General features: G+C 68.8%; 10 protein-coding genes. 3 read left to right on the plus strand and 7 right to left on the minus strand.

The genetic code is table 11. The features are described from left to right. Positions 1–25: 25 nt before the first annotated feature. A complete protein-coding gene (gene ripB, locus AWB94_RS23800) occupies positions 26–706 on the minus strand; it encodes an NlpC/P60 family peptidoglycan endopeptidase RipB (RefSeq protein WP_234811865.1) in 681 nt (226 codons plus the stop codon). Positions 707–1233: 527 nt separating this feature from the next. On the opposite strand from ripB, the gene AWB94_RS23805 reads away from it, so the two are divergent. Continuing rightward, positions 1234–1677 carry a hypothetical protein gene (locus tag AWB94_RS23805; RefSeq protein WP_234811861.1) on the plus strand — a complete coding sequence of 148 codons (444 nt, stop codon included), beginning with the start codon at positions 1234–1236 and terminating at the stop codon, positions 1675–1677. A 45-nt stretch (positions 1678–1722) separates the two neighbouring features. On the opposite strand, the gene AWB94_RS23810 is transcribed toward AWB94_RS23805, so the two are convergent. Together AWB94_RS23810 and AWB94_RS23815 are read right to left on the minus strand one after the other, a co-directional pair. Further along, positions 1723–3801 carry a heavy metal translocating P-type ATPase gene (locus AWB94_RS23810; protein WP_062658166.1) on the minus strand — a complete coding sequence of 693 codons (2079 nt, stop codon included), beginning with the start codon at positions 3799–3801 and terminating at the stop codon, positions 1723–1725. Between the two features lie 22 nt (positions 3802–3823). After that, positions 3824–4036, minus strand: coding sequence for a heavy-metal-associated domain-containing protein (locus AWB94_RS23815; protein ID WP_062658144.1), 213 nt, complete (start codon positions 4034–4036; stop codon positions 3824–3826). A gap of 1001 nt (positions 4037–5037) precedes the next feature. On the opposite strand from AWB94_RS23815, the gene AWB94_RS23820 reads away from it, so the two are divergent. After that, on the plus strand, positions 5038–6579 hold the full coding sequence (locus tag AWB94_RS23820; RefSeq protein WP_062658143.1) for a PE-PPE domain-containing protein: 1542 nt from the start codon (positions 5038–5040) through the stop codon (positions 6577–6579). Positions 6580–6634: 55 nt separating this feature from the next. Here AWB94_RS23820 and AWB94_RS23825 read toward each other — a convergent pair whose 3' ends face one another. Both AWB94_RS23825 and AWB94_RS23830 read right to left on the minus strand, forming a co-directional pair. Then, a complete protein-coding gene (locus AWB94_RS23825) occupies positions 6635–7405 on the minus strand; it encodes a cutinase family protein (RefSeq protein WP_062658142.1) in 771 nt (256 codons plus the stop codon). Positions 7406–7574: 169 nt separating this feature from the next. After that, positions 7575–9296, minus strand: a complete 1722-nt coding sequence (locus AWB94_RS23830) for a DUF7159 family protein (RefSeq protein ID WP_085122514.1) — start codon at positions 9294–9296, stop codon at positions 7575–7577. Between the two features lie 129 nt (positions 9297–9425). Between AWB94_RS23830 and AWB94_RS23835 the strand changes: the two genes are divergently transcribed. Beyond that, entirely contained in the window at positions 9426–10928 is a 1503-nt protein-coding gene (locus AWB94_RS23835; RefSeq protein ID WP_234811862.1) for a DUF7937 domain-containing protein, read from the plus strand. A 3-nt stretch (positions 10929–10931) separates the two neighbouring features. On the opposite strand, the gene AWB94_RS23840 is transcribed toward AWB94_RS23835, so the two are convergent. Together AWB94_RS23840 and AWB94_RS23845 are read right to left on the minus strand one after the other, a co-directional pair. Continuing rightward, complete coding sequence (locus AWB94_RS23840; protein ID WP_062658165.1) at positions 10932–11417, minus strand: TspO/MBR family protein; 486 nt, start codon at positions 11415–11417, stop codon at positions 10932–10934. A gap of 24 nt (positions 11418–11441) precedes the next feature. Further along, the gene (locus AWB94_RS23845) at positions 11442–13805 is read right to left on the minus strand and encodes a lysylphosphatidylglycerol synthase transmembrane domain-containing protein (RefSeq protein ID WP_062658164.1); all 2364 of its coding nucleotides are present in this window, start codon (positions 13803–13805) and stop codon (positions 11442–11444) included. Positions 13806–13858 lie beyond the last annotated feature (53 nt).

Here is a 13858-nt window from a genome sequence, read left to right on the forward strand (position 1 = left end):
GGAATACCCTGCGGCTGAGTCGATTTCAGGTCTCGATGATGCGCGTGACGTAGGGGGTCATTCCACTCGTCCGAACCGGCGACACTTTGACCGGGACGCCGGTCTGCTGCGCTTCCAGCATCTGTCCGGCACCGAGATAGATTGCCTCGTGTTGCCCTCCGCCCGGTCCCCAGAACAGCAGGTCGCCGCGCTTGGCTTGCGACGGCGCCACTTTGCGGCCCGCGTCGTACTGATCGCCGGAGTACCGCGGTAGCAGGATGCCGACGCCGGCGAAGGCGTAACGGGCCAGACCCGAGCAATCGAACCCCACCGTCCCGGCACCGGAATCGATCCCGCGGCTGGGGCCGGTCAAGCTGCCGCCGCCCCAGGAATAAGGTACCCCGATCTGCGACCCGGCGCGCCGAATGACGTACTCGACCGCCTGCCGGCCGTAGACGCGGTTACCGCGCAAGGCCGGCGCCGTATTGTCCGCCGGGCCCAAGATGCCCAGGCCGCCCAAGAACTTGCGCCCGAGTTCCATGGTCGTCTGCGCCGCCATCGCGCTGGCTTGTAGCGAGGCGTTGGCGATGGCCAACGGATCCCCCGGCGCCCCGGCGCTGAGCAGGCTGGGCAGGGTGGGATCCCAGGCGCCGGCATTGGGTTGGCTCAGGGCCCGTCCGGCGGGGGCGAGCAGGACCGAAGCCAACGCTGCACCGCCCAGGGCCAGTGCACGCCGCCGACCGACGCCGGGCGCAGTGACGCACCCGGTGCGCGTTTGCGGAGAAGTCCTCACGTCACGATCCCCTTTTTGGCGGTCACGCAGGGCCGCCACGCATAGTTGCGGTGCCGTCCGGCTGTCGAACCCACGCCATCGATCTACGTTCTGTTCAAGTACGTAGTCATTACGTAATCACGTGTACAACAAGAGTCACGCTACACCACATTGGCAACATTGGTAACACAGCTGGCAAATATCACGTGTGTAATTCGTTGCCGGAGTTCGTGACTCAACATCATGCACCGCTTGGTGCCCTGGATGACGACTTGGCGGAGTGCCGGAACTCCAGCGTGGATGATCGGACCTATCTACGTATCAGTTCAGTATTTTCCCGTTTGCATGGATAGCTCGACGCCGGAACGCTTCTCGGTGCCCTCTCGGGAGAGGGAGGCGGCACGACGGCAACCTACTATTCGAGACAGTACTGTTGAACACAGTAGGAATACTTCTGGAGGAGATTGTCAGGGATGAGGCCGGTGGGCGCTCAGGGTGGCCGAGCGCGCCGCCGGCGGTGGTGGATCGGTGCCGTGGTCGCGTCGACCGCGGTAGTGGTAGCCGTATCGATCGGTGTTCTGACCCGCACCGCGCCGCCGGGCAGCGCACCGTCGGAAGCGGCGGCGCGGGACCGATGCATGATCGACGTCCGCGCGCGGTTGCCGGAGTCGTCGAATCCGTCGATCTCGATCGAGAACGCGGTCACTGACCCGCTGGATCCGGACGCCAAGGACCTCTTCCCGCTCATGCTCGACGAGCCGCTCAAAGGTGTCGATCGGTCCCGGATCACGGTATGGGCGGTGACGGGCGTGGTGCGCACTGTCACCGAATCCGGCAGCACAATGCGAGGGCCTTTCGAATGCCGGGCCTACACCGTCGACGGAACTACCGTCGACACGCTCGTCCTGCTCGACCACGGTCATTGACACGCGCGGACGGCGGCACATGCGTCGGGGTTGCCGGAAATTCGTTCAACGGTCGAGGATCGCCCGGGTGCTTGCCTCGGGGGTCAGGTCGATGCGGCGCAACAACTGGGCGTTGAGCGCGACCACCACCGTGGACAACGACATCAGTATGGCCCCGACCGACATGGGTAGCACGAATCCGATCGGTGCCAGGACGCCGGCGGCCAGGGGCACCGAGATCAGGTTGTAGCCGGCGCCCCACCACAGATTTTGCTTCATCTTCCGATAGCTGGCCTGGGAGAGCTCGATCACCGACAGCACCGATCGCGGGTCCGAGCTGGCCAGGATGACCCCGGCCGATGCGATCGCGACGTCCGTACCGGCACCGATCGCGATGCCGACGTCGGCTTGCGCCAATGCCGGGGCGTCGTTGACGCCGTCACCCACCATGGCCACCTTCTTGCCCTCGTGCTGCAGACCGGATACCTTCGCCGCCTTGTCCTCGGGTCGCACACCGGCGAACACCCGGTCGATCCGCAGTTCCGTTGCGACCGCGTGGGCGACCGCCTCGGCGTCCCCGGTGATCATCACGACCTCGACGCCCACCTTGTGCAGGGCCTCGACGGTTTGGCGTGACTCGGGCCGAACCTCGTCGGCCAACCGGACGCCGCCGATGACACCGCCGTCGCGCACGACGTGCAGGATGATTGCGCCCTCGCTGCGCCATGCCGCGGCGGCGCCGACTTCGTCGGCCCCGACCTCTGCGAGGAGTCGTGGGCCGCCCACCCGCACTTCGTGGCCGTCCACGGTTGCGGTGACACCGACCGCGGGTGAGGACGTGAAACCGCTTGGGCGGGGCACTTTCAGACCGCGTTCCTGCGCGGCGCGCACGATGGCGCGCGCCAGCGGGTGTTCGCTGTCCGATTCGGCGGCGGCGGCCGCCGCGAGCACCGAATCGCCATCGAGGTCGCCGACGGGCTCGATCGCCGTCACGGTGGGCTCGCCCTTGGTCAGCGTGCCGGTCTTGTCGAAGAGCACGGTGTCGACGGTGCGCATGCTCTCCAGCGCGAGTCGATCCTTGATCAGCACTCCACCGCGTGCGGCCCGCTCGGTCGCGATCGAGACCACCAGCGGGATGGCCAGACCCAAGGCATGCGGGCACGCGATCACCAGCACGGTGATGGCCCGCACGACCGCGGCATCGGAATGCCCGGCCAGCGTCCACACCACGGCCGTGACGGCGGCGGCAGCCAGGGCGAACCAGAACAACCAGCCCGCCGCGCGATCGGCCAGGCGCTGGGCGCGTGACGAGGAATTCTGGGCCTCGGCCACCAGCCGCTGGATACCGGCAAGCGTGGTGTCGTCGCCGGTCGCCGATATCTGGACCCGCAATCCGGAATCGGTCGCGACCGTTCCTGCGGTCACCTTGTCGCCGGTTTCCTTGGCTATCGGCCGTGACTCGCCGGTCACCATCGACTCGTCCATATCGGCACGGCCGTCGACGATCACGCCGTCGGCGGGCACGCTGCCACCGGGACGGACGATGACGACCTCGCCCACCCGCAGCTCGGATACGGCCACGGTGACCGCCCGGTCGCCGTCGATCTTCTCGGCCTCATCGGGCAGCAGGGCGGCCAAGGAATCCAGCGCTGACGTCGTCTGGGCGAGCGAGCGCATTTCGATCCAGTGCCCGAGCAACATGATCGCGATGAGCAGCGCCAGTTCCCACCAGAACTCCAGTTCATGGTGCAACAGTCCGAGACTGGCACCCCACGACGCCAGGAAGGCGACCGTGATCGCCAGCCCGATGAGCAGCATCATCCCCGGTGCGCGGGAACGAATTTCGCTGATCGCTCCGGCCAGGAAGGGGCGTCCGCCGACGACATACATGACCGTGCCCAGCACCGGGGCGACCCAGCGGGCGCCGGGGAAGTCCGGCACCTGATAGCCGATGAGCATCGCGAACATCGTGGAGAACGCCGCGACGGGAATCGCGATGGCCAGGTTGATCCAGAACAGCTTTCGGAACTGTGCGACGTGATCGCCGTGGCCGGCATGACCGCCGTGGCCGGCATGGGCACCGGATGCGGATGGCGGGGCGTGGTCGGTGTCGACGGCGTGGTGGCCACCGTGGGGATGAGCCATGCTCACTCCTCGGTCGGCGTGCTCATGGCACCCGTACCGCCGAATAGCCGGCCTCGTCGACCGCCGCCAAGATCTCCGCGTCGTCGATCGGGTCTTGGGCGGACACGCTCAGCTTGCCCGTCTTGGCGCTGATGTCGACATTCTGCACACCGGCGATCCGACCGATCTCGGTACGCACGGATGCTTCGCAGTGGCCACATGACATTCCGGTGATCTGGTACTCGCTGGTGACCATGTGAGACTCCTTTCCTGGATACCCCTCGGGGGTACACGTATCCACCATATACCCAAGCGGCGCAGCCTACGTATTGCGTACGTAGATGGGCCGCCCGTCGCGACGCCAGGCGCGCCGCGCGCCCCTGTGGATTTGCCAGGCCAGGTGGGTGCCCGCCCGTCCGACCGGGCGCGGTCGGCGCGTTGTGGGCGATCCGCTCCCTGCCGGGGCGTGGCACCTGGGGTAGCCGGTGGCGACGGGTCGGTGTTCGGCGGAGCCCGGGCGCCCTCCGGTTGCGCGCCAACGAGGTTACGTGTGGGTTTGACCCGTGCCTGCCGAGTCGGGATGGGAGAGTTGTTGATGCGCGCCATTTTTGACGATGCCTTTGGTTGCGCACCGCGACCGGGATTGCGCTCACGCTGCCCGTTTCGATGTTGACACCCGTGCTTTGAGTATTAGCTGAAACATCCAGCTAAGCGCAGATAAAAACGAGTAGCGTATCAATCTGAAGAAGCGCACGATTTGCCAGAGATGGGTCCGCCGGGGTGTTGAGCAGGGGCTGTCGCGGCGGGAGGGATAACCGGTGCGGGTCGGCCCGTTGGTGGAGCCTGCGACGTGCGGGGTTTGCATGCGCCGCCGTCCGGTTGCCGTGGCGGCGAGAGCCCTTGTGGTGCAGAGCATGTCGGCGTTGCGATCGGTGTTCCCAGCAGGTGTATCGGATTTGCTGCCCGATGGGCCGTGCGCCGATGTTAGCTGCAGAAGCGGTGTGATCGAGCCTCGCCCGGGGTGGATCGTCCTGATTCGGCGCCAGTGCGGGTGCGGCGGTGTCGCGCCGCGCCGCAACGGTGGGTTTGCCGACGGTACTGCGCTCGCCCGATGGTCGACAACCGTTGTGGCCGAACACCTTTCGATGGCAAACATTACTATGCGGCAGCGTCCGTGATGTCGTAGGGTCGCCGAAAAATGGAGGACGCCGGTCTCACCGGTCGTCCGGTTCCGTGAGATCCTCAGAAGGAGGCGCCGTGACGGCACGTCACCGGGTCAGGAAGAACAACCGCGCGATCGGGATTCTGGTTGTCCCCGCGACCGCCGCACTACTGGTGACCGCGGTGGTCGATCAGCCGGTGATCCAGCAGATGCCGCATGCGGTTCATCAGCCACACCGAACGGTCTCGGCCGAGGCTGTGGACCTGGCCGCGCTGGCCCTGTTCGCCGTGCCCGGCGCCGGGGTCAGCTTTCCGCCCGGGGCGCTGGCCGAGCAGGATGGCGGCGTCTGGCAACGCATTCAAGACGTCACCCTGCTCACCGATCGGACGCGCTATCCGGGTGACGTCACCGCGGCGTCGCTGGACTCCGGCGCCAGCTGGCTCACCGAGTTGCTCCTGGCCCGGGACCCTTCGACCACGGTCAGCGGAATCGACACCGGCTCGTTCGGCGGGCGGGTCGCCGCCGAGGCGCTGAACCGCCTGGCCGCCACCGGTTACGACATGGCGAGTGTTTTCGCGGTGTTCTACGGCGATTCGAACACCCCGGGCACCGGACTCTTCGACCGGTACCGCTCGCAGAATTCCACGTTCGGATCCGACATCCCCGGCGGAGCCGTCCCCCTGCCCGACGGAACATACCTGCGGGTCAACCGCGAATACGATCCGATCGCCTATTTCCCCAAGTACCTGTGGAATCCGGTCAGCTGGTTGCAGATCGCGGCCGGATTCCTGTTCGAGCATTCGCGGCTGGACAGCTTCGACTTCGACGATCCACAGAATGTCACCACCGTCGAGGGCAACGTCGTCACCGTCCGGGTCAACAGCCCGGTGATGCCGCTGCTCATGCCGCTCAAACTGCTCGGGGTTCCGACCAGGATCATCCAGGCGCTGCAGGACATCATGCAGCCGATCGTCGAGAGCACCGGGATGTACGAGAGCGGAAAGGTGGGCTTTCTGCCCACCCCGGAGAAGACGATCCAGTACCTGAGCGCGATCGCCGCGGGGTTCGCCCGGGCGGGCCAGCGCCTTGCCGGAATCGATCCCCCGGACCCGCAGCCGAGCGAACCGCCCGTCACCACGGCCCCCACGACGACGTCGGAGATCATCGACGCCATGGAGGCCAGGGACCGCGAACTGAACGGGACCCCCGCCCCGACCGCACGGTTGGCCACCGCGCAAACGAGCGCCTTACATCTCGCGGCCGCCGGCGTCGCCGCCGATTCCGTCACGGCGGATCAGCCGGAGTCGAAGCCGGTCGACGAGACGCCGGTCGACACCACGGCACCCGAGGGTGGGGCTCCCGAACCCGACCCGTCCAGCACCGTCACGACAGCATCGCCGCCGGCTGCGGGGTCGACGACCGCCGACGTCGATGAGGCCACCAAGCCGCCGGTGCCCCCGCGGAAGTCCGCGACGACACGGAAGCCAACGGGCGATGCGCCCAAGGATGTATCCACCACCGCGCATCCGGTGGCGTCGCCGCCCGCATCCGACACGGCGGGCTCGGCAGCCGGCGACGGTGACAAGAGCGCCGACAACGCCGGTGCGACCGGCACCGGCGATCAGTCAGCGAAATAACAACGGCCGGAAGCCATCCCGCAGGACTGGCTTCCGGCCGCCGGTTCGTCGTGGTTCAGTTGCCGGGCTCGACCTCGGCGGCAGCCTGCACCACCGTCGCGGCCGGGGCGGCGGGAAGACCCAGCCGGCCGACCACGAAATCGGCTGCCTGATCGGCCATCCCGTTGACCTTGTACGAGCTGTGCGCGGAGCGGTCCAAGCCGCCGGGGTAGCAGACCGGGTCGCCGGTGGCGCACAGCTGGATCGTCTTGCCGGCGTACAGGTCACCGACGGTGATCGGGGGAGCGGAGCGGTCGGCCAGGCCCAGGAACCAGCTGTCCGGGGTGCCGAACAGCGCCACCGCCGCGACGTGTGAGGCCACCGAGGCCGGCATCGGGCCGGACAACCCGGCGGGCAGCTCCACCCCGGCGGGCACCGTGCTGCTGGTGGTGTACCCGGCGACGGCCGCACCCTGTGAGTAGCCGCCCAACACGATCTTGGTCGACGGGCACTGGGCCGCGATCGTCTGGATCCGGTTGGCGGCGTCGGCGACACCGTCGACCGCGCGCCCGAAGTCCAGCGATGCCGGGTAGTTCACCCCGTACACGTCGACCGTCTTGCCCGGCAGCCGGGCGTTCAGGGCATCGACGAAGGCCTGGCCGGTCGCGCCGACGCCCGGCCCCTCGAAGGTGCCACGAGCGAAGACCACCTCTACGGCGGCGCAGGAGTCGTCGGCGGCGCTCGCGGTGGCGGCGGGGCCGGCGAACAGACCCACCACGATGGCGGCCAGGGCCAAGGTGGTGAATGCCGTCGATTTCGCGATGCGGGCTGGAAGAGATGTGCTCATGAGGTGGTCCCCGTCCTTGGGTCAGCTTCGCCATCGCTTCTGCGTAGAGGTGGCAACTGCCTGCTATAAGTCGGGATGCCTGAGCTGCGATTCCACACTTGTCAAGTGATGTATCTCACCTGCGGAAAGTTGCGCCGGACGGGATGGACCACGCTTCCTGCGACGTTTGCTACGGGCTCTCCAGCACCGTCGTCACCGGCGCTTGTTCGGAATGTCCGCTGCCACCGGAATCGCTGTGCGACGACCCGCCGGAGGGCGATTCGGCCGACGGCGCCTTGGTCACCGGCGGCGCCTCGACAACCGGCGGTTGTTCGACCGGCGCGACCGGAGTCACCGGTTGCACCGGGGTGACCGGCTGGACCGGGGTGACCGGCTGGACCGGGGTGACCGGCTGGACCGGGGTGACCGGCTGGGTGGGCGGTTCGGCGGACGATGTCGGCGGCTGACTGGACGTCGTCGGCGGCGCGCTCGTCGTGGTGGGCACCGACGTGGTGGGCACCGACGTCGTGGTCGTCGGGGCCGATGTGGTGGTGGTCGGAGTGCTCGTGGTTGGAGTGGTCGGGGTGGTGGAGACGGTCACCGTCGGCGGTGTCCACGGCGTCAGCGGTGGCAACACGATGACCGGCGGAAAGGGAATCGGGACCGCCGGTGCCCCGGCGGGCGGGGGTGGTGCGGCCGGCGGAGCCTCCACCGGCGCGGGCGCCTGCGGTATCGGTGTTGCCGCCGGCGGGCTGACACTGCGGGAGCGCGCCGGGGCGGCGGGTGCCGCCGGTGGCGGGGTGAGCACGGCGACCGGCAACGCGACCGGGTCGGGCTCGTGCGGGACGGGCGGCAGATACCGGCCGGGAACGGTGTCGGACTGCACGGGCGCGGGTTGCGCGCTGACCACCGCCGCCGGCCGGATGTTCACGGCGACCGTGACGGCCAACGTCGCGAAGCTGGCCACCAGGAACCCCACCGCGCTCCCCATCAGGATCAGCCGTGGCGGCGGCGCCGGGATCGCCTCGGTGAAATCGGAGCCCGCATAGGCCGCCTCCTCCTGCTCGGGCACGAATTCGGCGATGGCAGCCTCGGACATCTCGTCGTAGCCCGACCACGGTTCGTCGTCGGATGCCTGCGAATACGCCAGCTGCGGAGCCAGCTCGGTGTTCGCCGCGTTGACCGGTGCGGCCTGCGTGGCGTCCACGGCGGGGGCGGCCTGTGTCGCATCGAGCACCGGCGCGGCAGCGGTGGCATCCACCACCGGGGCCAATTGGGTGGCCGCGCCGGCCGGTGCGGCACCCGAACCGTCGGCGGTGTGCGCGGCGCCGCGGGCGATCGCGTAACCGGCGTCGGCCGGTATCTCCACGGGCGTCGTCGAACGAAGCTCTGCGGCAATGGAATCCAGGTCCAGGCGTTGGCCCGTCAGCATCACCCTGATCTCCGGTGGTGCCTGCTGCAGCACCGTCGCGCAGGCGACGGCCGCCCCCGCCGAGCCGATCGGCACCGACGCCAGTGTGGACGCCAGCGCCGGATGGTCGCCGACGACCGTCAACGACACCGTGTCGTCGCCGGCCAGCAACAGCGACGCGTCGATGCCCTGGCTGCGGGCCAGCGAAGCGGCCGCCTCGGCCTCGGTGACCACGTCGACATTCGGCACCCCGGCGTCGACCACGGTCTGACGCAGCGTCTCGGCCTCGGCAGCGTCCGGCAGGCACAGCCGTATGGCGGCCAGCCGGTTACCCGAGGCGGCGATCTCGCGATGGGTGCCGATGATGGTCTCGGCGAGCTCGCCCAGCGCGTCGTCGGCCAGATCGAATGCGTACTGGTCGAGCACCTGGGTGCCGGGGGAATCGATCATCGCCAGCCGCGCGACCTGACCGGTGACCGCGACCCCGAGGACTACGTCCACGGTTTTACTCCTTGCCTCACGCGTGCTCTGCCACCCCCGACGCTTCGACCGTTCCAAGCTACCGCACAGCACGGGGTGCCGAGCAGAAGTCGATACCCTGCCCACCGCACGCGTGGAAGGATCGGGCGGGTGAGCGATCGCACCGGCTACGTTCCCCGCCGCACCAACCGGGTGCGCGACGGTGTCGCCGTCGCACTGCTGATCCTGGCGCTGCTGCTGCCGTGGAATCTGCGTTTCGGGCTCGGCATCCCCGGCAGCGGCGGATCGTTGTTCGTCGTCCTGATCGTCGCGACGGTGTCGGCCATCGGCGCCGCCGCGGTGCCGCATGTCGGCCCGCTCGGCGATATCCGGCGCGCCGCGCGGGTGCGGATGCTGTTGTGTGCCCCTTACCTGCTGATGGTCGTCGTCTTCGTCGGCTACCACCTGGCGCAGACGGTGCAGCACGGCGGCACCGGAGCGGTGCCGCCCGGCATCGGGCCGGGCATGCTGCTCGGGGTGGCCGGGGCGCTGTTGGCCGCCCAACCGCCGATCACGTCGATCACCATCGAGGACAACGGTTTTCGGCGTTGGTATGCGACCGCGCGGGTCATCGGTTTCGTGTCGATCGCGTTGGCGACGCTGTCGGTGGCTTTCAACCTGTATTGGCGGTTGCGGTACCTGTTCGTCACCGAAGGTGCCTTCGGAGGGCATGACATCGCCGTTGTCGTCACCACCCTGCTGTACGGCGTCGAGGCGTTGATCGCCGTGGTCATAGCCTCACGCTGGTTGACGGAGCGGACCGCGGCGGCGCGTCTGGCGACGACGGCGCTCGGCGCGGCGGGCGCTATCGCCGCCACGCTGACCTGGATCAGCGGTATCGGCCGCGATATCGATGCGTTCCACGGCATCGCCGAGAACACCTCGACCGCGGCCATCGGCTACGAGGGCTACCTCGCCTGGGCCGCGGTGGCCGGAATCGTCGCGCCGACAACGTTGTACGCCGTCTTCCTGATCAAGCCGCCGACCATCGGTGCCTACCGCGGTGCCGCACAGAAATGCCTGACGCTCATCGCGTTCTGGGCGTTCGCGTCCGCCGCCCTGCGCGTGGTCGACTATCTGGTCGCGCTGTCCTTGCAGCTGCCCCGAGCGCTGTACGACAGCGTTGCGATGACGGCGTTCAACCTGGTCACCGCCGTCATCGCGCTGTGGCTGCACCGCAACCTCGGCAGTGCGGTGGTGGCGGCCGCGTTCAGCGGCGTGTTGTTCGTCTTCAGCATCGCCAATGTGGCGATCGGGGTGGCGCTGGCGCCGCGGTATGCCACCCCGGCGCCCGAGGCCGTCTACGGCAACAACCTGGCTCAGCAGATCACCAGCACCTTCGATGTGACCATCGTCGTGCTGAGCCTGATCATGCTGGTCGTCGTCCTGTTCACCGGCCCGTTGGCGGGGTTGGTGATCCGGCGGCGCACCCCACCACCGCCCGATCCGGTCGTCGAGCCGCCCACCGTCGTGCAACCCCAGCAGGCCACCATGCCGAGAATCGTGCGGCGTCAGGATGACCGGACGACGGTGCTGGAAGCGCCGGAGACCACCGCGCTGGACGCCCCGACCCAGACGCTGCGCATCCAGCGCAGGCCGACGAAACCGCGCTGAGGGTCAGCGGCGCCGGTTGAGCACCCAGATGTGCGTCGACAACACGGTCGCGAACGCGCACCACAACGGGTAGAGCCCCAGCGGCGCCGCCTTGGCCCCGTTCACCCGGGTGGCGCGCCGGGTGAGGTCGGCACTGCTGACGGTCAGCGCTCCCGCCGCCAGTGCCGCGGTGCCCAGCTTGCGCCGGCTGAAGAAGATCCACGACCAGCCGGCGTTGAGGGCGAGGTTGCCGACGAGCGCGGCCAGGTAGGCCCTGCGCTGGGTGGTCTCGCCGCGGGCCGCCAGCGCGTCCAGCGCCGTAGCCGAAGTCACGGCGATATCGGTGTAGAGGATCGGCCAGACGATCGGAAAGGCTTGGCGCGGAGGCTGATACCGCGGCTTGCGCAGATTTTCGTACCAGGACGACTGGGCCGGCCGGCTGGCCAGACCGCCGATCACCGCGGTGGCCGCGACGGCGGCCGTCGATGCAAGCTTGGTGCCGATCGCCATGCCGACCACCATACGGGCGCCGCGTCAGATCATGTCGTTACGGGTCAGCCACCGCATCACCGGCCAGCCGACGAACACGGGCAGCCAGCACGTCAGGACCCGATACAGCAGCACCGACGGCACCCCGATCGCCGCGGGGACCCCGAAGGCGGCCAGACCACCGATCAGCGCGGCCTCCACCGCTCCGACACCGCCCGGTGTGGGAGCGGCCGACGCGAGTGTCCCGCCGACCATGGTGACCACCGTGACGGTGACGAACGACGTGTCACCGCCGAAGGCCTCGACGCTCGCCCACAGCGCCAGGGCGGCGCCGAGCGTGGTCCCGGCCGCGCCCAGCACGATGAGGCCCAACCGTTTGGGCTCCCGGGACAACTCGATCAGGTCGCCGGTGACCTCCTTGAGTTTCGGTCGCAGCGACGACGCCAGCCAACGCCGCAGCTTGGGCACCGCCAGGAACATCCCGATCAGCCCGAGGGCCACGCCGGCGGCCAGATACAGCACCGTCGCGCTCGGGACGAAATGCGACAGGTTCGCCGACGCGCCGGCGATGGTGGTGAACAGGATCAGCAGCAGTACGTGCACGATCACCTGCACGGTCTGCTGCAGCGCCACCGCCGCCGTGGCGCGCAGCGGGGTGAGCCCGGCCTTCTGCAGGAAGCGGGCGGACAGAGCGAGGCCGCCGACGCCGGCCGGGGTGGTGGTGGCCGCGAAGGTGTTGGCCACCTGCATGATCGACAGGTTGCGGAAGCTCACCAGTCCGTCGGCGCAGGCCCACAGCGCCGCGGCGGCACCGACGTAGGTCAGCGCCGACACCATCAGCCCCAGCAGCGCCCACCACCAATTGGCCGAGCCCAACTCGGAGAAGAAGGTCGGCACCGTGCTGATGAACGGATAGGCGACGTAGACCAGCGCGACCAGCAGCACCAGCTGGATGACCTGGACGCGAGTGAAGCGGGTGATGGTCTCGGGCCGGATCTGGCCGGCGCCGGTCTGGTCCTGCACCTGCTCGCGGGCCGCCTTGATCACGTCCGAGGCATCCGGCACGTGCTCGCGGATCCGCTTGGGTACCGCCGATTTGGTGAGCCTGCGCGACGCGGTCAGCACGGTGTCCCGGCCGAAGGCGTCGATCGCGGCGGCGACGGCGGTCGAGGCGCCGTACAGCGCCGTGGTGGTCACCAGGAGATGCGCGATATCGGACTGCAGCTGCTGTTCGGTGGCGCCGTATTCGGCATAGGCGAAGCCGCCGAAGCGCACCGCGCCGTCGTCGACGGTGATCTCCTTGGCCCGCAGATCACCGTGCGAGATGCCGTGTTGGTGCAGTGCGCTCAGGGCCGTCCAGACCTCACCGGCGGTCGCGACATCGGCCGTCAGGGCGGCACCGCGCGCGGGTTTGCGGGCGTACAGCGTCCAGCCGCGATCCAGGGCGGCCATTGCGACCGTGGACGTGTTCGCCAAGCCCAGGTCGCCGATGGCGATCGCCATCAGCGCCCGGTGCTCGACGGCGCGCCGCATCGACGTCTGCAGGGGAGCGGTCTCGTCGTCGCGCAGCCGGAACTTGATCCACAGCTGACGCAGGGCACCACCGCTGCGCTGGTTCGGCCCGTACAGCTCGGCCACCGCGGTGGCGTCGGAGCTGGTGGCCGCCAGCACCAGCGGTCCCGGGCCGGGCGGGTGGATGACGGCCAGGGACGTCGCCACGAACCCGCGCCGGTCCAGCGCCCGGATCGCACCGTCCAGCGGGACTTCCAGGGCCGGTGTCCCGACCACCCAGACCACCAGTGCGCCGACGAACCAGCCGACCGCCAGCCCGAGCAGCGAGCGGGCCGGCACCACGGCGCTGACCACCAGATGAATCGGCACGAATGCCAGCAGCAGCGTCCACCACCACCGCCGCAGGCGCCGCGACAGCCACGGCCCCGACACCGTGAGCACCGCGGCCAGCAGCGCGATCCAGCGGGGATCGTCGAGGAACTGGGACAGCTGGGTGTCCAGCCGGTCGGACAGGTCGAAATGCCACTGCGGAGCGGCGATGCCGTTACCGGAGATGGACAGCGACAACACCGCCAGCAGGCCCGCCGCGGCGTAGGCACCCAGCAGTTTCATCTGCCGGGACAACACCAGGCTGACCAGGATGACGAACGGCAGCGCCAGGATCGCCACGCCGTAGGCCAGGTAGACCAGGTTGGACTGGGTCGGCGTGAGCACGCCGATGATCTCCGACACCGACCGCTCCAGGGCCACCCAGTCGTTGCGGGTGATCAGTGAGCTGGTGATGACGGTGGCCAGGAACAACGCGGCGAGCATCAGCCGCAGGATGTCGTTGGTGCGCCTGGTCAACGGTTGCAGCAGGCTCCCGGTGACACTGATGTCCCGGCCGTCGACACGCACGTGGACAACGTAACCGCTCGTCATGCCAAGCACGGGTACCGGCGCCACGTGAG

This window comes from Mycolicibacterium canariasense, from assembly GCF_002101555.1.
In the GTDB taxonomy this organism is placed as follows: Bacteria; Actinomycetota; Actinomycetes; order Mycobacteriales; family Mycobacteriaceae; genus Mycobacterium; species Mycobacterium canariasense.

Excerpts from the sequence above, each read along its gene's own strand:
- AWB94_RS23810 (WP_062658166.1), bottom strand. The coding sequence starts at position 3,801 with ATGGCTCATCCCCACGGTGGCCACCACGCCGTCGACACCGACCACGCC.
- AWB94_RS23815 (WP_062658144.1), bottom strand. The coding sequence starts at position 4,036 with ATGGTCACCAGCGAGTACCAGATCACCGGAATGTCATGTGGCCACTGC.
- AWB94_RS23825 (WP_062658142.1), bottom strand. The coding sequence starts at position 7,405 with ATGAGCACATCTCTTCCAGCCCGCATCGCGAAATCGACGGCATTCACC.
- AWB94_RS23840 (WP_062658165.1), bottom strand. The coding sequence starts at position 11,417 with ATGGCGATCGGCACCAAGCTTGCATCGACGGCCGCCGTCGCGGCCACC.